At 68.7% G+C, this 18,834-nt stretch carries 18 protein-coding genes; 3 read left to right on the top strand and 15 right to left on the bottom strand.

The genetic code is table 11. The features are described from left to right. Positions 1-54 precede the first annotated feature (54 nt). The 6 genes from AWC16_RS06035 to AWC16_RS06010 form a co-directional block, all read right to left on the bottom strand. Positions 55-1,062, bottom strand: a complete 1,008-nt coding sequence (locus AWC16_RS06035) for a VWA domain-containing protein (RefSeq protein WP_085263847.1) — start codon at positions 1,060-1,062, stop codon at positions 55-57. 28 nt (positions 1,063-1,090) lie between these two features. Further along, the gene (locus AWC16_RS06030; protein ID WP_085263915.1) at positions 1,091-2,002 is read right to left on the bottom strand and encodes a DUF58 domain-containing protein; all 912 of its coding nucleotides are present in this window, start codon (positions 2,000-2,002) and stop codon (positions 1,091-1,093) included. Between the two features lie 62 nt (positions 2,003-2,064). Then, positions 2,065-3,174 carry a chaperone MoxR1 gene (moxR1, locus tag AWC16_RS06025; RefSeq protein WP_085263914.1) on the bottom strand — a complete coding sequence of 370 codons (1,110 nt, stop codon included), beginning with the start codon at positions 3,172-3,174 and terminating at the stop codon, positions 2,065-2,067. 132 nt (positions 3,175-3,306) lie between these two features. Continuing rightward, complete coding sequence (gene ripB / locus AWC16_RS06020) at positions 3,307-4,008, bottom strand: NlpC/P60 family peptidoglycan endopeptidase RipB (RefSeq protein WP_085263846.1); 702 nt, start codon at positions 4,006-4,008, stop codon at positions 3,307-3,309. A gap of 13 nt (positions 4,009-4,021) precedes the next feature. Then, on the bottom strand, positions 4,022-5,443 hold the full coding sequence (gene ripA / locus AWC16_RS06015; protein ID WP_409370675.1) for an NlpC/P60 family peptidoglycan endopeptidase RipA: 1,422 nt from the start codon (positions 5,441-5,443) through the stop codon (positions 4,022-4,024). Between the two features lie 262 nt (positions 5,444-5,705). Beyond that, positions 5,706-6,257, bottom strand: a complete 552-nt coding sequence (locus AWC16_RS06010; RefSeq protein ID WP_085263844.1) for an Rv1476 family membrane protein — start codon at positions 6,255-6,257, stop codon at positions 5,706-5,708. 132 nt (positions 6,258-6,389) lie between these two features. Between AWC16_RS06010 and acnA the strand changes: the two genes are divergently transcribed. Together acnA and AWC16_RS06000 are read left to right on the top strand one after the other, a co-directional pair. Further along, a complete protein-coding gene (gene acnA / locus AWC16_RS06005; RefSeq protein ID WP_234812137.1) occupies positions 6,390-9,224 on the top strand; it encodes an aconitate hydratase AcnA in 2,835 nt (944 codons plus the stop codon). Positions 9,225-9,238: 14 nt separating this feature from the next. Beyond that, on the top strand, positions 9,239-9,802 hold the full coding sequence (locus tag AWC16_RS06000; RefSeq protein WP_085263842.1) for a TetR/AcrR family transcriptional regulator: 564 nt from the start codon (positions 9,239-9,241) through the stop codon (positions 9,800-9,802). Between the two features lie 98 nt (positions 9,803-9,900). Here AWC16_RS06000 and AWC16_RS05995 read toward each other — a convergent pair whose 3' ends face one another. The 4 genes from AWC16_RS05995 to trxA form a co-directional block, all read right to left on the bottom strand. Then, a complete protein-coding gene (locus AWC16_RS05995; protein ID WP_085263841.1) occupies positions 9,901-10,101 on the bottom strand; it encodes a helix-turn-helix domain-containing protein in 201 nt (66 codons plus the stop codon). Between the two features lie 134 nt (positions 10,102-10,235). Continuing rightward, on the bottom strand, positions 10,236-11,873 hold the full coding sequence (locus tag AWC16_RS05990) for an ABC-F family ATP-binding cassette domain-containing protein (RefSeq protein ID WP_085263840.1): 1,638 nt from the start codon (positions 11,871-11,873) through the stop codon (positions 10,236-10,238). Positions 11,874-11,899: 26 nt separating this feature from the next. Beyond that, the gene (locus AWC16_RS05985) at positions 11,900-12,733 is read right to left on the bottom strand and encodes an enoyl-CoA hydratase (RefSeq protein WP_085263839.1); all 834 of its coding nucleotides are present in this window, start codon (positions 12,731-12,733) and stop codon (positions 11,900-11,902) included. 26 nt (positions 12,734-12,759) lie between these two features. After that, positions 12,760-13,134 carry a thioredoxin gene (trxA, locus tag AWC16_RS05980; protein ID WP_085263838.1) on the bottom strand — a complete coding sequence of 125 codons (375 nt, stop codon included), beginning with the start codon at positions 13,132-13,134 and terminating at the stop codon, positions 12,760-12,762. A 179-nt stretch (positions 13,135-13,313) separates the two neighbouring features. Between trxA and AWC16_RS05975 the strand changes: the two genes are divergently transcribed. Further along, on the top strand, positions 13,314-13,946 hold the full coding sequence (locus AWC16_RS05975) for a DUF5666 domain-containing protein (protein WP_085263837.1): 633 nt from the start codon (positions 13,314-13,316) through the stop codon (positions 13,944-13,946). Between the two features lie 112 nt (positions 13,947-14,058). Here AWC16_RS05975 and AWC16_RS05970 read toward each other — a convergent pair whose 3' ends face one another. The 5 genes from AWC16_RS05970 to AWC16_RS05950 form a co-directional block, all read right to left on the bottom strand. Then, a complete protein-coding gene (locus AWC16_RS05970; RefSeq protein WP_165759168.1) occupies positions 14,059-15,792 on the bottom strand; it encodes an amidohydrolase in 1,734 nt (577 codons plus the stop codon). A 113-nt stretch (positions 15,793-15,905) separates the two neighbouring features. Beyond that, complete coding sequence (locus AWC16_RS05965; protein WP_234812136.1) at positions 15,906-16,718, bottom strand: MBL fold metallo-hydrolase; 813 nt, start codon at positions 16,716-16,718, stop codon at positions 15,906-15,908. Positions 16,719-16,732: 14 nt separating this feature from the next. Continuing rightward, positions 16,733-17,074, bottom strand: a complete 342-nt coding sequence (locus tag AWC16_RS05960) for a metal-sulfur cluster assembly factor (protein WP_085263834.1) — start codon at positions 17,072-17,074, stop codon at positions 16,733-16,735. Continuing rightward, a complete protein-coding gene (gene sufU / locus AWC16_RS05955) occupies positions 17,071-17,568 on the bottom strand; it encodes a Fe-S cluster assembly sulfur transfer protein SufU (RefSeq protein ID WP_085263833.1) in 498 nt (165 codons plus the stop codon). Before sufU ends, AWC16_RS05960 begins: the two co-directional genes overlap by 4 nt. Before the next feature lie 3 nt (positions 17,569-17,571). Beyond that, positions 17,572-18,834 (bottom strand): cysteine desulfurase, encoded by a 1,263-nt coding sequence (locus AWC16_RS05950; RefSeq protein ID WP_085263832.1) that lies wholly within the window; start codon positions 18,832-18,834, stop codon positions 17,572-17,574.

The following is an 18,834-nucleotide window of genomic DNA, read 5'->3' as shown; positions in this document are numbered from 1 at the left end:
TCTGCGCTGAGGGCGTGGGCTACTCGCACTTCTGCGACGTGAGCGCAGAGTCAACTAAGCGGGCAACCGCCGGTTCAGCAGCAACGCGGCCAGCCCGGCCAGCGCGAGGATGAACGCGCCCAGCCGCAGCCACCCGGTGCTGGCGTCACCGCGGATGGTCTCGAAGCCGATCTGATCCTGCAGGGTCGCGTAGACCTCTTTGAGCTGGGCCAGGCTGGAGGCGGTGTAGGCGCTGCCGCCGGACAGGTCGGCGATCTTCTTCAGCGAGTCGTCGTCGACCGGGACCGGTTGGCGCTGCTCGTTGATCTCGACGTAGCCGTACGGCGTGCCGAAGGAGATCGTCGAGACCGGTACGCCCTGATCCTTGGCGGTACGCGCCGCGGTGAACGCCCCCTTGGGGTTGTCGGGGTTGGACGGCACGGTCTCCTTGCCGTCGGAGAGCAGCACGATGCGGGCCGGCGGCGGGGTGTCGCCGCCACCGATGACCGCCCCCACGGTGGCGATCGCCTGCAGGGCGGTGAAGATGCCCTCGCCGGTGGCGGTCCGGTCCGCCAGCTGCAGCTTGTCGATCGCGGCCTTGGTCGCCTCGCGGTTGGTGGTCGGCGAGGTCAGCACGGTCGCAGTGCCGGCGTAGGCGATCAGGCCGAGGTTGATGCCCGCGGTGAGCTCGTCGGCGAACTGCTTGCCGGCCTCCTGCGCGGCGACCAGCCTGCTGGGTTCGACGTCGGTGGCCCGCATCGACTGGGACACGTCGATCACCAGCATCACCACCGCGCGGTTGCGCGGGATCCGGACATCGTGAGTCGGGCCGGCCATCGCGACGGTGAACAGCAGCAGCGAGGCGATCAGCAGGATCGCCGACAGGTGCCGCCAGCGGGTCGGCGACTTGGGCGCCACGCTCTCCAGCAGCTCCATGTTGGCGAACCGCAGGATCCGGCGTTGGCGCGCCACCTGCATGAGGATGTACAGCGCGACCAGGCCCATGACGACGAACAGGAACAGGAAGAACCACGGGTGCGCGAATCCCGACAGCGTCATCGGCCCGAGCAGCGGCAATGTCATAGCAGACCTGTCTTTATGCGGGTCGAGTTCACGGCATCCCCGCCAGCGCGCCGCGCCGGCGTGACTCGACGAATCGGACGATGTCGGCGATCCAGTCCCGGTCGGTGCGCAACCCCAGCAGCGGCGCACCACAGCTGCGCAACGCATGCGCGACGTCGGCGCGGTGTGCCGTTGCGGCCCGGGCGAAGTCGTCGCGCAGCTTGGCGTCGATGGTGAACTCGCGGGTGACCCCGGATTCGGTGTCCTGCAGCACCACGTCGCCGACGTCCGGCAACTCCACGTCGCGCGGGTCGAGCACCTCGATGCCCAGCACCTCGTGGCGGGCCGCGATCGCACGCAGCGGGCGCATCCAGTTGATCGGGCCGAGGAAGTCGCTGATGATGACCGCCATGCCGCGCCGGCGTTCCGGCCGGCGCAAAGCGTCGATGGCCGCGGCCAGGTCTCCCCGCACCCCCACCGGGGCCCGGGGAATGGTGGCGATGGTGCGCAGCAGCGTCTGCTCGTGGTTGCGCCCGGAGCGCGCCGGCACCCGCACCACTCGCTCGCCGTTGGCCACCAGCGCCCCCAGCCGGTTGCCGCCGCCGCTGTTGAGGTAGACGATGGCCGCGGCGGCCGCCACCGCCAGGTCACGCTTCTCGCAGGTCGCGGTGCCGAAGTCCATACTGGCCGACATGTCGACCACCAGCCAGGTCTCCAGCTCCCGGTCGGCGATCATCTGGCGGACGTGCGGATGGGTGGTGCGGGCCGTGACCGACCAGTCCATCCGGCGCACGTCGTCACCCGGCTGGTAGAGCCGTGACTCGCCGGGCTCGGAGCCCGGGCCGGGAATCAGGCCCAGGTGATCGCCGTGCAGCACCCCGTCGAGCTTGCGTTTGACGGTCAGCTCAAGGGTGCGCAGCGCGGCGGCCAGCTTGGGGTCGCGGATGCCGCCGCGCAGCATGGACGGCGGCGCGGTGCTGGTTCCGGGGGCCTGCTGCGATCCCTGCCCCGGGTCGGGCTCGCTCACCGACCGCCGGCCGCTGCCGCCGCGGTCGGGGCACCCGGTGCCGGCGAGTGCTGCTGCTGCGGAACGGCGTTCACCTGCGGCAGCGGCACCGTCTGCAGCACCCGGTTGATGACGATCTCCGAGGTGATCTCATCGGCGAGCGCATCGTAGGACAGCACCAGCCGGTGCCGCAGCACGTCGGGGATGACCTCGATGACGTCCTGCGGGATCACGTAGTCGCGACCGCGGACCAGGGCCAGCGCCCGCGACGCGGCGATGATGCCCAGCGAGGCACGCGGCGAGGCACCGAAGGACAGCCAGTTCTTCACGTCCGGCATGCCGAACTGCTCGGGCTGCCGCGTCGCGGTGATCACCCGGACCACGTAGTCGACCAGCGCGTGGTGCACGAAGTTGTTGGCCGCCAGGCCCTGCAACCGCAGCAGGTCGCCGGGGTTGAGGATCTGCTTGGGCTCCGGCGGGGTGACCCCCATCCGGTAGATGATCTCGCGTTCCTCTTCCGGTGACGGGTAGCCGACGTTGATCTTGAACAGGAAGCGGTCGCGCTGCGCCTCCGGCAGCGGGTAGACGCCCTCGTGCTCGATCGGGTTCTGGGTGGCCATGACCAGGAACGGGGTGGGCAGCGGAATGGTCTTGCCGCCGATGGACACCTTGCGCTCCTGCATGACCTCCAGCAGCGCCGACTGCACCTTGGCGGGCGCGCGGTTGATCTCGTCGGCCAGCAGGAAGTTGACCATCACCGGGCCGAGCTCGGTGTCGAACTCCTCGCGGCCCTGCCGGTAGATGCGGGTACCGATGATGTCGGTCGGCACCAGGTCCGGGGTGAACTGGATCCGGGCGAAGGATCCGCCGACCACCTTGGCGAAGGTCTCCACGGCCAGGGTCTTGGCGACACCGGGCACACCTTCGAGCAGCACGTGGCCCTTGGCCAGCAGGCCGACCAGGATCCGCTCGACGAGCTGGTCCTGGCCGACGATGACGCGCTTGACCTCGAAGATGGCCCGCTCCAGCGCGTGTACGTCGGCGGCGAGCCCGCTACCGCCGGCCGGGGAACCCTCGGCCCCGGGGAAACCGCTGGCGCCCGCGGGCGTCCCATCCGATGACGTCATCGACAAATCCTCCACAAAGGTCGGTCAGACACAACTGCTTGCACGGCACGGGGCCGAGGGGCAGCGTTGTGCCCGCGTTTCACTATTCCAGGGTTCGCGGCATCCGTCGACGTACGGCCCCTCCAGGGCGGGTCAGTACTCGATGATCCGGGTCAGATAAGGCGTCATCCCGGCGGTCCGCACCGGGCTGACGACGGTCTTGCCTGCGCTGCCGGAGGCCTCCAGCATCTTGCCGCCGCCGAGGTACATGGCGACGTGCTGGCCGCCGCCGGGCCCCCAGAACATCAGGTCGCCGCGGCGAGCCTGACTGGGCGGGATATGCCGGCCCGCGTTGTACTGGTCGCCGGAGAACCGCGGGATGAGCACGCCGACGCCGGCGAACGCGTAGCGCATCAGGCCCGAGCAGTCGAAGCCGACGGTGCCGGCCCCGGAGTCGATCCCCTTGCTGGGTCCGGTCAGCGAGCCGCCGCCCCAGGAATACGGCACCCCCATCTGGGAGCCGCCGCGCCGGATCACGTACTCGATGGCCTGCTTGCCGTGCACCCGCTGGCCGGGTGACACATTGCCGACGGCTTCATCACCCACGTTGAATCCGAGGCCGGACAGGAACTTGCGGCCCAGGTCCATCGTGGTCTGGGTGGCCTGCGCGGTGGCCTGCAGCGACGCGTTGGCGATCGCCAGCGGGTCACCGGGCGCGCCGGCGCTGATGGTCGCCGGCAGGGTGGGGTCCCACGGCCCGTCGGCCGCGGCCGGCGCGGCCAGGCCGATCATCAGCGGGATCGCCACCAGCAGCGACCCGGCGATCCGGGCCAGACGTAATGAACTCTGTCGCATTCGCTTTCCGCCGTCAGTACTCGATGTATCGGACCACAAAGGGCGTCATGCCGCTCTTGCGCACCGGCGACACCTTCACCGGTTGCCCCACATCGGGGGCCTCCAGCATCAGGCCGTTGCCCAGGTACAGCGTCACGTGCTGGCTGCCGCCCGGGCCGTAGAAGATGACGTCGCCGCGACGCGCCAGCGCCGACGGGATCTGGCGACCCATCTTGTACTGCGAACCGGAGTAGTGCGGCAGCTTGATGCCCACCCCGGCGAACGAGTACAGGATCAGCCCGGAACAGTCGAAACCGACTGTGCCCGCACCGGATCCGATACCGCGGCTGGGTCCCGCGGCCGTGCCCCCGCCCCAGGAGTAGGGCACGCCACGCTGCGAGAGGCCGCGGCGGATCACGTACTCCGAGGCCTGCCGGCCGTACACCCGCGGGATCTGGCCGTTGTTGATGCCGGAGGACTCGGGACTCGCCAGCCCGATCGACTCCAGGAACTTACGACCCATGTTTGCGGTCACCTGGGCCGAGGTCTGGGAGATCCCGAGCACCTGGTTGATGACCGCGATCGGGTCACCGGGGATGTTGGCGCTGGGGATCATCGGAAGCGTCGGGTCCCAGGGGCCGTCCCACTGTTCGGCCTGCTTGGCCGCCGCGGGGTTGGCGGGATCGACGGCGTTGCCCCACCGGTCGCCGGTGGGAGCACCGGCCGGCGCGGGACCCTCCTGGGACTGATCCTGGCGGCGGGCGGCGGCGAGCTTGGCCTGCGCCTCGTTGCGCCGCGCCGCCAGCCGGTCGATCTCACCCTGCTGTTCGCCGAACCTGCGCTGGGTGTCGGTGAGCGCGGCCACCGCGGCGTCCTGGCTCGACTGTGCGTCGGCGACCGCCTGGTCGGCCTTCTGCTTGGCCGCCCGGGCGGCCGATTCCTTGTTGAGCTGCTCGATGCGGGCCCGCTTCAGGGTGTCCACGGCCTGCTGGGAGCTGAGTGCGAGCGTCTGTCCGGCCGCGGCCGTGGCGATCATCTCCGACGGGTCCGCCGCAGTCAGGTAGCTGTCCGAGGGCCCATTGACGTAGGTGGACGCGGCGAAGGTGTTGAACCGCTTCTGAGCGGCGACGATCGCGGCGTCGGCGTCGGCGATCGCCTGCCGGCCGGCCTCGACTTCGTGTTGGGCGGCGTCGGCGTCCTCGCGTGCGGTCTGCAGTTCCACCAGGGCCTTGTTGACGCTCTCCTTCTCTTCGGCGATCTGCGCGCCTAGGTTCTGCAACTGCTGGTTGGCCTCGGCGACGTCGGCGATCAGCGCGGCGATGCCGTCGGGGTCCGGCTGGGCGGTCACCAGACCGGGGGTGCCCAGCAGCAGCGCGGCGCTGAGCAGCGACACCGTCGAGGGTTTGGCGAGCCGGGCCGCCAGCCGGAGGGCAGAGCCATCGGAGCCACAGCGGATGCGTCTCATTCGGCTTGGATCTCCTCGGACTCTCGGCAGCGGCGCCGCGCCTGGGCCGGCGACCAAGGCACGAAAACAACAGGTACAACAGCTGCGCCTTTTGTGACCATACGTCACATCTGTCACTGGAGAAACGTTCGTAACAAACTACATTCTTGTAATTGAGCGGGTTGTGACCATTCGGTGACGTGATTATTCGCCACAGGCCACCACCGGGTGATGACTAATTCGCCCAGTGTCCAGATTTATGGAGGTAAAGCCGCTAATCGGCGACGTTGGCGCTTTCGGCGGCCTGTTTGCTGCGCCGCTGCAGAAACCGGGTGCCCACAGCCGCTGCCGCGACCCCCACCAGCAACACCACCGTCAGTCCCGTCCAGGGCAGATCCGGGGTGGTCAATTCATGAAGAAAATTCTGCGCCGACGTCACCGGATCGCCGGTCTTGGCGTGGTCCTCGGCGGCCTCCAGCTTGGACCGGGAGAACTGGCCGCTGTAGCTGCCGACATAAGTGGTACTGAGCACCAGCACGGTGGAATCCGGGTAGTCGTAGCCCACCACGGTGGCGACGTCGCGCAGCGCGGTGTCCATCCCCGGGTTGCGGGCCACCTCGATCACCTTGAGGTCGATGCCGTTGCGGCCCGCCTCGGCCACCACCTCGCGCAGTGCCGACACGTCGTTGGCCGGCGCGCTCACCCCGTCGGCGGCAACGGCGACCTTCACCAGCGCCATGCAGTCGTCCGGCGGAGTCGCCGGGTCGAGGCCGACGGTGATGCAGAGCTCGCCGGGGATATAGGCCGGCGGATGCTGGATCGTCACGGTTGACGACGGTATCAACCCCGCTCAGGTGAGGTGAACCTTACTTTATACAGGACAATCGTACTGTTACGGTTATGACGCCCGTCGGCGCGGACCCGTCGATGGATGAGAACTCGATCTCGGGGAGTTGAAGTGACCAGCACAGATTCGGTGAATTCGTTCGGAGCCCGCGACACCCTCACAGTGGGTGACCAGACCTATCAGATCTTCCGCCTCGACGCCGTGCCCGGCACCGAGAAACTCCCCTACAGCCTCAAGGTGCTGGCCGAGAACCTGCTGCGCACCGAGGACGGCGCCAACATCACCAAGGATCACATCCTGGCCCTGGCCAACTGGGATCCGTCGGCCGAGCCGAGCATCGAGATCCAGTTCACCCCGGCCCGGGTGATCATGCAGGACTTCACCGGCGTGCCATGCGTCGTGGACCTGGCCACCATGCGGGAGGCCGTCGCCGCGCTGGGCGGTGACCCGAACAAGGTCAACCCGCTCTCGCCGGCGGAGATGGTGATCGACCACTCCGTCATCCTCGACGTCTTCGGCACCGCGGACGCCTTCGAGCGCAACGTCGAGTTGGAGTACGAGCGCAACTCCGAGCGCTACCAGTTCCTGCGCTGGGGCCAGGGCGCCTTCGACGACTTCAAGGTGGTTCCGCCGGGCACCGGCATCGTGCACCAGGTCAACATCGAGTACCTGGCGCGCACCATCATGGTCCGTGACGGCAAGGCCTACCCCGACACCTGTGTGGGTACCGACAGCCACACCACCATGCAGAACGGCTTGGGCGTGCTGGGCTGGGGCGTCGGCGGTATCGAGGCCGAGGCCGCCATGCTGGGCCAGCCGGTGTCGATGCTGATCCCGCGTGTCGTCGGCTTCAAGCTCACCGGCGAGATCCAGCCGGGCGTGACCGCCACCGACGTGGTGCTGACCGTCACCGACATGCTGCGCAAGCACGGCGTGGTGGGCAAGTTCGTCGAGTTCTACGGCAAGGGCGTGGCCGAGGTGCCGCTGGCCAACCGCGCCACGCTGGGCAACATGAGCCCCGAGTTCGGCTCCACCTGCGCAATCTTCCCGATCGACTCGGAGACCATCAACTACCTGCGCCTGACCGGCCGCACCGACGAGCAGCTCGCGCTGGTCGAGGCCTACGCCAAGGCTCAAGGCATGTGGCACAACCCCGACCACGAGCCGGCCTTCTCCGAATACCTGGAGCTGGACCTGTCCACCGTGGTGCCCTCGATCGCCGGCCCGAAGCGCCCGCAGGACCGAATCCTGTTGTCGGAGAGCAAGGTCGCCTTCCGCAAGGACATCCACAACTATGTCGAGGAGCAGCACCCGGCGCCGCACACCCAGCTCGACGAGGCCATCGAGGAGTCCTTCCCCGCCTCCGACCCGGTCAAGCTGAGCTTCGCCGACGACGGTGCCGTGGACGTCGCGTCCGCCGCCAACGGCGCCGAGGGCCGGCCGAGCAAGCCGATCCGGATCAAGGGCGAGCGCGGTGAGTTCATCCTCGATCATGGCGCGGTCGCCGTTGCAGGTATCACCTCCTGCACCAACACCTCCAACCCGTCGGTGATGATCGGCGCGGCCCTGCTGGCCCGCAACGCCGTCGAGAAGGGCCTGTCCTCCAAGCCGTGGGTGAAGACCAACATGGCGCCGGGGTCGCAGGTCGTGACCGACTACTACGAGAAAGCCGGGCTGTGGCCCTACCTGGAGAAGCTGGGCTTCTACCTGGGCGGTTACGGCTGCACCACGTGTATCGGCAACACCGGCCCGCTGCCGGAGCAGATCTCCAAGGCGGTCAACGAGGAAGACCTGACCGTCACCGCGGTGCTGTCGGGTAACCGCAACTTCGAGGGCCGCATCTCCCCCGACGTCAAGATGAACTACCTGGCCAGCCCGCCGCTGGTCATCGCCTACGCGCTGGCCGGCACCATGGACTTCGACTTCGAGACCGACTCTCTTGGCAAAGACCACGACGGCAACGACGTGTACCTGCGCGACATCTGGCCGTCGGCTCAGGAGATCGACGACACCATCAAGAACGCGATCAGCCAGGACATGTTCCGCAAGTCCTACGCCGATGTGTTCAAGGGCGACGAGCGCTGGCGCAACCTGGCCACCCCGGACGGTGACACCTTCGCCTGGGACGAGGCCTCGACCTACGTGCGCAAGGCCCCGTACTTCGATGGCATGGGCATGGAGCCCGCGCCGGTGTCGGACATCAAGGGCGCCCGCGTCATGGCACTGTTGGGCGACTCGGTGACCACCGACCACATCAGCCCGGCCGGCCCGATCAAGCCGGGCACCCCGGCCGCGGACTACCTGGACGCGCACGGTGTGGCACAGAAGGACTACAACTCGCTGGGCAGCCGGCGCGGTAACCACGAGGTGATGGTCCGCGGCACCTTCGCCAACATCCGCCTGCAGAACCGATTGCTGGACACCATCGGCCTGGAGGGCACCCAGGGCGGCTACACCCGCGACTTCACCCAGGAGGGCGGCCCCAAGGAGTTCATCTACAACGCGTGCATGAACTACCGGAAGGCCGGCATCCCGCTGGTGGTGCTGGGCGGCAAAGAATATGGGTCCGGCTCCTCCCGCGACTGGGCGGCCAAGGGCACCACGCTGCTGGGCGTCAAGGCCGTCATCACCGAATCGTTCGAGCGCATCCACCGCTCCAACCTGATCGGCATGGGCGTGATCCCGCTGCAGTTCCCCGCGGGCGAGTCCGCGGCGTCGCTGAAGCTGGACGGCACCGAGGTGTTCGACATCACCGGCATCGAAGAGCTCAACAAGGGCAAGACGCCGAAGACGGTGCACGTCAAGGCCACTAAGGAAGACGGTGGCGTCGTCGAGTTCGACGCGGTGGTGCGCATCGACACCCCCGGCGAGGCCGACTACTACCGCAACGGCGGCATCCTGCAGTACGTGCTGCGCAACATGTTGAAGTCGACGCAGACCGCGTAGGCAGCGACCACCTGATGCCCAGGGTCAGCGAGGATCACCTGGCGGCCCGACGCCGCCAGATCCTCGATGGCGCGCGGCGGTGCTTCGCCGCCTACGGTTACGACGGGGCGACGGTGCGGCGACTGGAGCAGACGGTCGGGTTGTCGCGCGGAGCGATCTTCCATCACTTCCGCGACAAGGACACCCTGTTCTTCGAGCTGGCCCGCGAGGACGCGCAGCGCATGGCCGATGTCGCTTCGCGCGAGGGGCTGATCGGTGTGATGCGGGACATGTTGGCGGCGCCCGAGCAGTATGACTGGCTGGCCACCCGGTTGGAGATCGCCCGCAAGCTGCGTCACGATCCGGAGTTCAGCCGCGGCTGGGCGGAGCGGTCGGCCGAATTATCTGCTGCGACAACGGATCGACTGCATCGCCAGAAGCAGGCCGGCCGGCTGCGCGGCGATGTGCCCGGCGACGTGTTGCACTGCTACTTGGACCTCGTGCTCGACGGCCTGGTCGCACGACTGGCCTCCGGCGAGGATCCCGAGCGGTTGTCCGCGGTCCTCGACCTGGTCGAAGACTCGGTGCGGCAGAGCTGATGTTACTTCGCGTGTGTTCGCACCGAGCGTGCACTCAGGACGATTTTCTCGCGATTTCTCGGGCTGAGTACACGTTCGGCGAGCAGTACGGAGTAACGCTAGCGAGACCGCGTGCGGTGATTCGGTCCGCCACGGCTGCGCATCGCCGCACCCGACTCCCGCAGCATGCTGTGCACCGAACCGTACGAACGCCCGGTGGATGCCGCCAGGGTGCGGATGCTGGCCCCCCGTTCATAAGCGGTTCGCAACTCGACCAGCTGTCGATCACGCAGCTTGTTCGGCTTCGTCGTCGTCGCCACGTCCCCTCACCATCCCCTCGCCGACTGAACGGGTTCAGCGTAGGAAGGCGTTGGCGCTGTCGGGCGACTTTGGCTGAAATGCCGACGCGGGGGCGCTCCGGCTGATCCGATGGCGGCGACCGCCGCGATCGCCGCTATGCCAGCTCGATCAGGTCGCGATAGTCCGCCGACCAATGGTCCTCGGTGCCGTCGGGCAGCAACACCACCCGCTGCGGGTCCAGCGCCTCGGCCGCCCCCGGGTCGTGGGTGACCAGCACCACCGCGCCCTGATAGCTGCGCAGCGCGTCCAGAACCTGCTCCCGCGAGGCGGGATCGAGGTTGTTGGTCGGCTCGTCGAGTAACAGCACGTTCGCGGTGGAGGCCACCAGCCCGGCCAGCGCCAGGCGGGTCTTCTCACCGCCGGACAGCGTGCCGGCCGGCTGATCCAGCTGCGGTCCGGTGAACATGAACGCGCCCAGCAGCCCGCGCAGCTCCTGCTCGGAGGTGTCGGGGGCGGCGTGAACGGTGTTCTCCCACACCGTCGCCGCGTTGTCGATGGTGTCGTGCTCCTGGGCGAAATAGCCGATCTTGCAGCCGTGGCCGGGTTCGAGTTGACCGGCGTCGGGGGTCTCGACCCCGGCCAGCACCCGCAGCAGCGTGGTCTTGCCGGCACCGTTGAGACCCAGCACCACCACCCGAGATCCCCGGTCGATGGCCAGGTCCACGCCGGTGAACACCTCCAGCGAGCCGTACATCTTGGTCAGACCGCTGGCCATCAGCGGAGTCTTGCCACACGCGGCCGGGGTCGGGAACTTGATCCTGGCGACCTTGTCGGCGACCCGCTCCTCGTCCAGCGCTGCCAGCATCCGGTCCGCCCGACGCAGCATGTTCTGCGCTGCAACGGCTTTGGTGGCTTTGGCGCCCAGCTTGGCGGCCTGGGTGCGCAGCGCGGCCACCTTGCGTTCGGCATTGGCCCGCTCCCGGCGGCGACGCTGCTCATCGGTCGCCCGGGCGTCGAGGTACTTCTGCCAGCCCATGTTGTACACATCGGCCTCACCGCGCACCGCGTCGAGGAACCACACCCGATTGACCACGTCGGCCAGCAGGTCCACATCGTGACTGATCAGGACCAGTCCCCCGCTGTGGTTCTTCAGGAAGTCGCGCAGCCACCCGATCGAGTCGGCGTCCAGGTGGTTGGTCGGTTCGTCGAGCAGCAGGGTGGTGCCCGAGCCCGCACCGCCGGAACCACCGTCACCGGCGGCGAACAGGATGCGGGCCAGCTCCACTCGGCGGCGCTGGCCGCCGGACAGGGTGCGCAGCGGCTGGGTCAGCACCCGCTCGGGCAGGCCCAGGCTGGTGCAGATCCGGCCCGCCTCGCTCTCGGCGGCATAGCCGCCCAGCGCCGCGAACCGCTCCTCGAGCTGTCCGTAGCGGCGGATGGCGCGATCGCGGGCGGCGTCATCGACGACCTCGGCCATCAACACCTGCTGCTTTTCCAGGTCGGCCAGGATCGCGTCGAGGCCGCGTGCCGAGAGCACCCGGTCGCGGGCCAGGACGTCGAGATTGCCCTCCCGGGGGTCCTGCGGCAGGTAGCCGACCTCGCCGGTGCGGGTGATGGTGCCCGCGTAGGGCTCGCCCTCGCCGGCCAGGATGCGCAGCGTGGTGGTCTTGCCGGCGCCGTTGCGGCCGACCAGGCCGATCCGGTCGCCGGGTTGGATCCGCAGCACCGAGTCAACCGAGTCGAGCAGGGTGCGCGCTCCGGCGCGGACCTCCAGGCCCGTTGCGGTAATCACGCGCGCGTACTCCTGTCGTGTTCTTGCTACTTATCGTCAGTGAAGGCCGGTGGGCGCTTCTCGGCGCGCGCAGCGACGGCTTCCTCGAAGTTGCTGGTCAGCAGGCGCACGTAGAGCTGTCCGAGCCCCTCGGCCTGCATGTGCCCCTCCAGACTACCGGCGTCGAGTCCGCTCCAAAGCGTGCGCTTGGTCAATTCGGTCCCCGGCCGGGAGAACCCGGCGATCCGCTCGGCCAGGTCGTAGCAGGTGTCGAGAAGGGCCGGCTGTTCGACCACCCGGGAAACCAGTCCGATCCGCTCGGCCTCCACGGCGTCGACGTCGCGGCCGGTGAGCATGATCTCGAATGCTCGCGACGCCCCGATCGCCCTGGGCAACAGGTAGCTCAGGCCCAGCTCACTGGCGGTCAGCCCGTTGTTGATCCCGGCGGCGCGGAAGTAGGCGCCCGAGGCGGCCACCCGGATGTCGGCGGCCAGCGCCAGGCACAGTCCACCGCCGATGGCCGCCCCGTTGACCGCGGCGATCACCGGCTGGTGCAGGCGCCGCAGCGCCAGGATGATGTCGTCGAGCAGTTCCATCGACCGCAGTCCGAAACTGGGCCGGGTCAGACCGGCCACATGCGGCACCGCACCGGCGGACTTGTGGTCGGCGCCCGAGGAGAATCCGCGGCCCGCCCCGGTCAGCACGACCACCCGCACCGAGTTGTCGTAGCTGACCTCCGCCAGCGCGTCGCGCAGCGGCACCATGACGTCGAACGCCATCGAGTTCATCCGCTCCGGGCGGTTCAGCGTGATCAGGGCGACCTGCGGACGCGGGCGCTCGACTAGGACGAATTCGGAGCCGTGCTCGGATGCGTTGGACACGGGTGCACGCTATCGCGTGCGGACCGTCACACCTGGTCGGGCTTGTTCTGACCGGCCTGTTCGGCCAGGGCGGCCTCGACATCGAGGTCCTTGACCTGCTGGACCAGGCTTTCCAGCGCCGCAGCGGGAAGCGCCCCGGCCTGGTTGAACACCAGCGTGCCCTTCTTGAAGGCCATCAGCGTGGGAATGGACCGGATCTGGGCCGCAGCGGCCAACTGCTGTTCGGCCTCGGTGTCGACCTTGGCGAACACCACGTCGGGGTGGTTCTCCGAGGCGGCCGCGAAGGTCGGGGCGAACGAGCGGCACGGCCCACACCATGATGCCCAGAAATCGACCAGCACGATGTCGTTGTCGGCGATGGTTTCTTCGAACTTCGCTGCGGTGAGGTCTTGAGTTGCCATGACTGGGCCAACGCCCGGGGGGCCCGCGGTGTTCCCGGCCGCCATCGCGCGCCGGTGGAGCGGCCTACACAGCGGGCTCACAGCTCAGAGCTAGCTTGTCGCTAACTCGACCGTCGACGGTGGTAGCAACCGTGCGGCGGCACTCCGGGCCGCCGCCGTCGACGATCGGAGTAATACTGATGCCAGCCCGTCCCAGCACCCATGCGCTCACCGGCGCCGCTGCGCTGTTCGCCGTCGCGCTGTTCGTTCCGGCACCGGCTTTCGCCCACGGCGACCGTGTCATGGGGTCGGTGTCCTCGGCATCCGGCAACACCTTCGAGGTGACCCAATCGACCGGTACCACCACCGTGACCCTGGCCGACGACGCCCGGGTCTTCGAGTCGGTGCCCGCGCAGCGCGGCGAGATCACCGCCGGCACCTGCATCAAGGCCGGCGCCGGTCCCGACAGCGCCCCGGCCGACGGCGGCGCCATCACCGCGAAGTTCGTGGCGATCACCACCGCGGTCGACGGCAAGTGCCCGCAGCGTCCGGCTGCGGCGGTCGATGCCCCGGCGCGCCCGCACCATGGTGTCGGCGGCGTCGTCGACTCGGTCTCCGGTGACACCCTGACGGTCACCGGCTCGTCCGGGCAGACCACCGTCACGATCACCGACAGCACCCCCGTCCGGCGGCTGATCGCGGTCAGCGCACCGTCGATCAGTGCCGGAAAGTGTGTCGCCGCCCGCGGGGCCAAGGACGGCGACGGCGTGCTGCAGGCCACCAAGGTCACCGTCTGGGCCGGCGACGGCACCTGCCCCGAGCCGCGAGCCTAGGCCGGGTCAGGCCGACCAAGGTCGATGCCCAGTCGGAATCTGACGACGTGACAGTGGCGTGTCGCGTCGTCAGATTCCGACTCACGGGCGACCCGGCGGCAGGCGAGGAGCGCTACCCCAGCACCTTCCCGTAGGTCTGCCGGCCCATCAGGTAGGTGGCCTCCACGGCCACGTCGCGCAGTTCGGCCGGCGGCACCCGGCGTGGGTTCTGCGACAGCACAACCAGATCGGCGTACTTGCCGGCTTCCAGGCTGCCGATCTCGGTGTCCAGCCGTAACTGCCAGGCGGCGTTGAGCGTCTGCGCCCTGATCGCCGCGTCGACGCCGATGCGCTGCTCGGGGGCCAGCACCCTGCCGCTGCCCTTGGCGATTCGGTTGACCGCGGTGGCGATGTTGCCGATCGGGTTGGGCGGGGTGACGGTGCCGTCGTTGTGAAACGACAGCCGCAGACCGGCGTCCAGCGCCGAGCTCGCCGACATCCAGTGCGACCCGTGCTCGGGCCCGAACAACTTGTCCACCAGCACATCTCCCCAGAAGTAGATGTGTTCGATGAACAGGCTCGGGGTGACTCCCAGCTGCGCGGCCCGAGCGAACTGATCGGGTCTCATGGCGCCGACGTGTTCCATCCGGGGCCGCAGCGCCGGGGGTGTCTTCGCCCGCTCGAACGCGTCCAGCACGACGTCGATCGCGGCATCGCCGTGGACATGGCAGGAGACCTGCCAGTGTTGATCGACGAAGGCCGCTGTCAGCTCCTGGATCTGTTCCGGGGTGAAGTTCATGGTGCCGCGATGATTCGGACCCAGCCCCATCGCCGCGGTGGTCGCATTGGTCAGGTACGGGAAGGTCGTGAAGATGTTGCCCTGCCACGGTGACCCGTCCGCCCAGATCTTCATCCCGATCTTGTCGAACAGCACGTCCGCACCGGCCCGCCTGCCGCGCACGTTGTCCGGATCCTCGGCCAGCTCAGGCGTGCCGATCTCGTACGCGCGGACCCGCAGGGCACAGTCGGACTGCGCGGCGAGTTTGGAGAACACCTCCGATTGCGTCCGTGCGTCGTAGGAGTGCTCGGTAGCGGTGGCGATACCGGCCCGGGCCAGCTGGGAGTAGGCCCAGCGCAGGTTGTCGCCGGCGTTGGCCATGATGGCGCCGGAGAACGGTGCGGTGAGCGCCATCAACGCCGCCGCCTCGCGCACCTCGCCGGTCAGCTGACCGTCGGGCCCGTGGACGTACTGCGCCCCGGACGGGTTCGGGGTGGTCTTGGTGATGCCGGCCGCGGTGAAGGCGGCGGTGTTGCCGTAGGCGGCGTGGCCGCTGTTGCTGATGATCACGACGGGGTTGTGCGGCGCCAATCGGTCCAGCTCGGTGCGGCTGAAGGGCTGCAGCCCGGTTTGCAGCAGTGGATCGACCCCGTTGAGCAGGATCGGCTGGCCTTTGGGTGTGTCCGCGACGGCCTCGGCGAGCTTGGTGAACACCCCGCCGGCGGTCGACACCGTGAAGGGGCGCACGTCGATGGCCGGCGGCGCCAGCGTGGTGCCCATCTCGAAGGGATGGCCGTGCGGCTCCACGAACGCAGGCAGCAGCGCCCGCCCGTGCAGGTCGACGACGGTGGTCTCGGACCCCCGCAGCCGCAGCACCTCCTCGGCCGTTCCGACCTTGCTGATCCGCCCGCCGGTGACCGCGAGTGCTTCGGCCTCGGCAGCGCCCGGCACCACGGTTACCACTGGGCCGCCCATGAAGATGGTGTCGGCCCCGGGTCCCCGCGATCCGCACGCGGCGAGCCCACCGACCGCCGTGCCCGCCGCCGCAGCCGCCATCCCGGCCATGAAGCGTCGCCTGCTCGTCGTCACCGTGTCCGCTCTTCCTCAGTCCTGAAGTCGCAGTCGACCGCCGCCAAAGGGCTCAAGCGGTTCACGCGACGAGTATGGCAGCGACCGTCACTCGTGCCGCGCGGCGGCTCGCCTCAGGTGAGATCGTCGTGGTCGCCGCGCACCCACGCCGCATGGCGGTCGGCGGAGAACCGGACCGCTGCCGCGCCGTCGGTGTCGATGGTGTTGGTGTGCAATCCGTAGATGCGGTCGAAGCGCAGCTGCTCCAACGTGCCGGCCATCCGTTGGACGACGGCGGCCGACAGCGGGATCCGGTTCGGGTAGCTGCGCAGGAACGCCACGGTGCGCCGGTCCGGGTTGGGGAAGATCGTGTCGCCGACCAGCAGCACACCGCGACCGTCGGCCCCGTCATCCCAGCACGCGACGGAGCTGCCCGGGAAGTGGCCGCCGACCTGGAGCACCGTCAACCCGGGCGCGAGCTCCAGTCGGCCCGACCAGTAGGCGATCACCGGGTCCGGCCGCATCACCCAGTGCTTGTCGGCGGCGTTGACGTACACCGGCACCCCACCGAGCGCCCGGGCCCATTCGACCTGCGCGCCGAACATGTGCGGGTGGCTCGCAACCACCCCGAGAACCGGGCCGTGGTCGGCGACCGCGGCCACCGCGGCGTCGTCGACGAACCCCGAAGGGTCCCAGAGCATGTTGCCGCGCGGGGTGCACACCAGCTTGCCCAGCTGGCCGATCCCGAGCGGCGGTGTGCTGCCGACGCCGATCAACCCGGACTCCAGGACGGTGGTGATGGACCGCATGCCCTCGCCGGCCAATTCGGTCAGCGTCGCCCAGTGCTGACCGTCGGCGGGAACCCACTGCCTGTCATCGGCGCAGATCGCGCACACCTGCGGCGTCGCGTCGTGCTCTACCCCGCAGGTCCGGCAGAGCCAGAACACGCTGTCGGAAACGCTCAGACCGTGAAGCCGACGGCGCGCATCATCTCGCGACCCTCGTCGGTGATCTTGTCCGGTCCCCAGGCGGGTTCCCATACCCAGTTGACGTCAGCCTTCTTGACCAAACCGGTACCCACCGTGGCGTTCTGGATCTGCTCGACGATCATGTCCTGCAGCGGGCAGGCCGGCGAGGTGAGTGTCATGGTGACGACCGCGGCCGGACCGTCTTCGTCCTGCCGGACCGAGAGGTCGTACATCAGGCCCAGGTCCACGACGTTGATGCCGATCTCGGGGTCGATGACGTCGTGCATCGATTCCTCGAGTTCGGCGAGCAGCTCGTCCGGTCCCAATTCGCTCATCGGTTCATCTCCTGGGTTGAGACACTGACGGATGCCAACGTCTGTTCTTCTGTCTTCGAAAGTGCCTGCGCCAGCGCATCTTTGAATGCCATCCAGCCCAGCAGCGCGCACTTGACCCGGGCCGGATACTTGGCCACCCCGGCAAAGGCGATGCCGTCGCCGAGCACCTCCTCGTCGCCCTCGACGGTCCCCCGCGACGACACCATCTCGTGGAAGGCGTCGAAGGTGGCCAAGGCCTGGTCCACCGTCGATCCGATCACCTGGCTGGCCAGCACCGAGGTCGCCGCCTGAGAGATGGAGCAGCCCTGACCGTCGTAGGAGACGTCGGCGATCTGCGTGCCGTCGGGCGACAGCGCCACCCGCAGGGTCAGTTCGTCACCGCAGGTGGGGTTGACGTGATGTACCTGCGCGCCGTAGGGCTCCCGCAGACCGCGATGCTGCGGATGCTTGTAGTGATCGAGGATCACTTCCTGATAGAACTGCTCAAGACGCATGGGTCAGGCTCCCCCGAAGAATTCCACGGCGCGGCGCACCCCGGCAATCAGGCGCTCCACCTCGTCGTGGGTGTTGTACACCGCGAACGACGCTCGGGCGGTGGCAGCCACATTGAACTTGCGGTGCAACGGCATCGCGCAATGGTGGCCCACTCGGACCGCGACACCGTCGTCGTCGAGCACTTGGCCGACATCGTGCGCGTGCACACCGTCGATCACGAACGACACCGGCGAACCCCGATCGGTCATCGTGGTGGGCCCGACGATGCGCACCCCGGGTATGCCGGCGAGGCCGTCGAGTGCGGCGGCCACCAGTTCGCGTTCGTGGGCCTCCACCACGTCCATCCCGATGGCGTCCAGGTAGCGGGCCGCGGCGGCCAGGCCCACCACCTGCGAGGTCATCGGGGTGCCGGCCTCGAACCGTTGCGGCGTCGGCGCGTAGGTGCTCGAGGACATCGTGACCGTCTCGATCATCGAACCGCCGGTGAGGAACGGCGGCAGCGCGCCCAACAGCTCGCGCCGGCCGTACAGCACACCGATCCCGTTGGGGCCCAGCATCTTATGACCGGAGAACGCGGCGAAGTCGACGTCCAACCCGTGCAGGTCGACCGGCTGGTGCGGAACCGACTGGCAGGCGTCCAGCACGGTGAGCGCACCGACGGCGCGGGCCCGCGACACCAGTTCACCAACCGGTGCCAGCGCACCGGTCACGTTCGAGTGATGGGTGAATGCGACGACTTTGACCCGCTCGTCAAGGGACAGCGAATCCAGGTCGATGCGCCCGTCGGGCGTCACCTCATACCACTGCAACGTCGCACCGGTACGCCGCGCCAGCTCCTGCCACGGAACCAGATTTGCGTGATGCTCCAACTCGGTGGTGACGATCACGTCGCCCGGGCCGACCGCCCGCTCGAAGCGGTTGTCGCCCAGCGCATACGACACCAGGTTCAGCGACTCGGTGGCGTTCTTGGTGAACACCAGCTCGTCCGGGTCGGCGCCGACGAAGCGCGCGATCGCCGACCGGCCGTCCTCGTAGGCGTCGGTGGCCTCCTCCATGAGCTGGTGCGCCCCGCGGTGCACCGCGCCGTTGGACTTCAGCAGGAACTCGCGCTCTGCGTCGAGCACCGGCAGTGGACGCTGCGAGGTGGCGCCGGAATCCAGGTAGGCCAGTCGGCTTCCGCCGCGCATGACGCGATTCAGGATCGGGAAGTCCGCCCGGATCGCATTCAGGTCCGGCGCCGCCGGACGACTGACCGAGACCGTCAT

Origin of the sequence: Mycolicibacter longobardus, assembly GCF_002102265.1 — a bacterium.
GTDB lineage: Bacteria > Actinomycetota > Actinomycetes > Mycobacteriales > Mycobacteriaceae > Mycobacterium > Mycobacterium longobardum.
Note: the sequence above shows the minus strand (reverse complement) of the source record. Positions and strands in the feature narration are given on the sequence as shown.

Excerpts from the sequence above, each read along its gene's own strand:
- AWC16_RS06035 (WP_085263847.1), bottom strand. The coding sequence starts at position 1,062 with ATGACATTGCCGCTGCTCGGGCCGATGACGCTGTCGGGATTCGCGCAC.
- AWC16_RS06030 (WP_085263915.1), bottom strand. The coding sequence starts at position 2,002 with ATGCTGCGCGGCGGCATCCGCGACCCCAAGCTGGCCGCCGCGCTGCGC.
- moxR1 (WP_085263914.1), bottom strand. The coding sequence starts at position 3,174 with ATGACGTCATCGGATGGGACGCCCGCGGGCGCCAGCGGTTTCCCCGGG.
- ripB (WP_085263846.1), bottom strand. The coding sequence starts at position 4,008 with ATGCGACAGAGTTCATTACGTCTGGCCCGGATCGCCGGGTCGCTGCTG.
- AWC16_RS06000 (WP_085263842.1), top strand. The coding sequence starts at position 9,239 with ATGCCCAGGGTCAGCGAGGATCACCTGGCGGCCCGACGCCGCCAGATC.
- trxA (WP_085263838.1), bottom strand. The coding sequence starts at position 13,134 with ATGGCAACTCAAGACCTCACCGCAGCGAAGTTCGAAGAAACCATCGCC.
- AWC16_RS05975 (WP_085263837.1), top strand. The coding sequence starts at position 13,314 with ATGCCAGCCCGTCCCAGCACCCATGCGCTCACCGGCGCCGCTGCGCTG.
- AWC16_RS05960 (WP_085263834.1), bottom strand. The coding sequence starts at position 17,074 with ATGAGCGAATTGGGACCGGACGAGCTGCTCGCCGAACTCGAGGAATCG.
- sufU (WP_085263833.1), bottom strand. The coding sequence starts at position 17,568 with ATGCGTCTTGAGCAGTTCTATCAGGAAGTGATCCTCGATCACTACAAG.
- AWC16_RS05950 (WP_085263832.1), bottom strand. The coding sequence starts at position 18,834 with ATGACGGTCTCGGTCAGTCGTCCGGCGGCGCCGGACCTGAATGCGATC.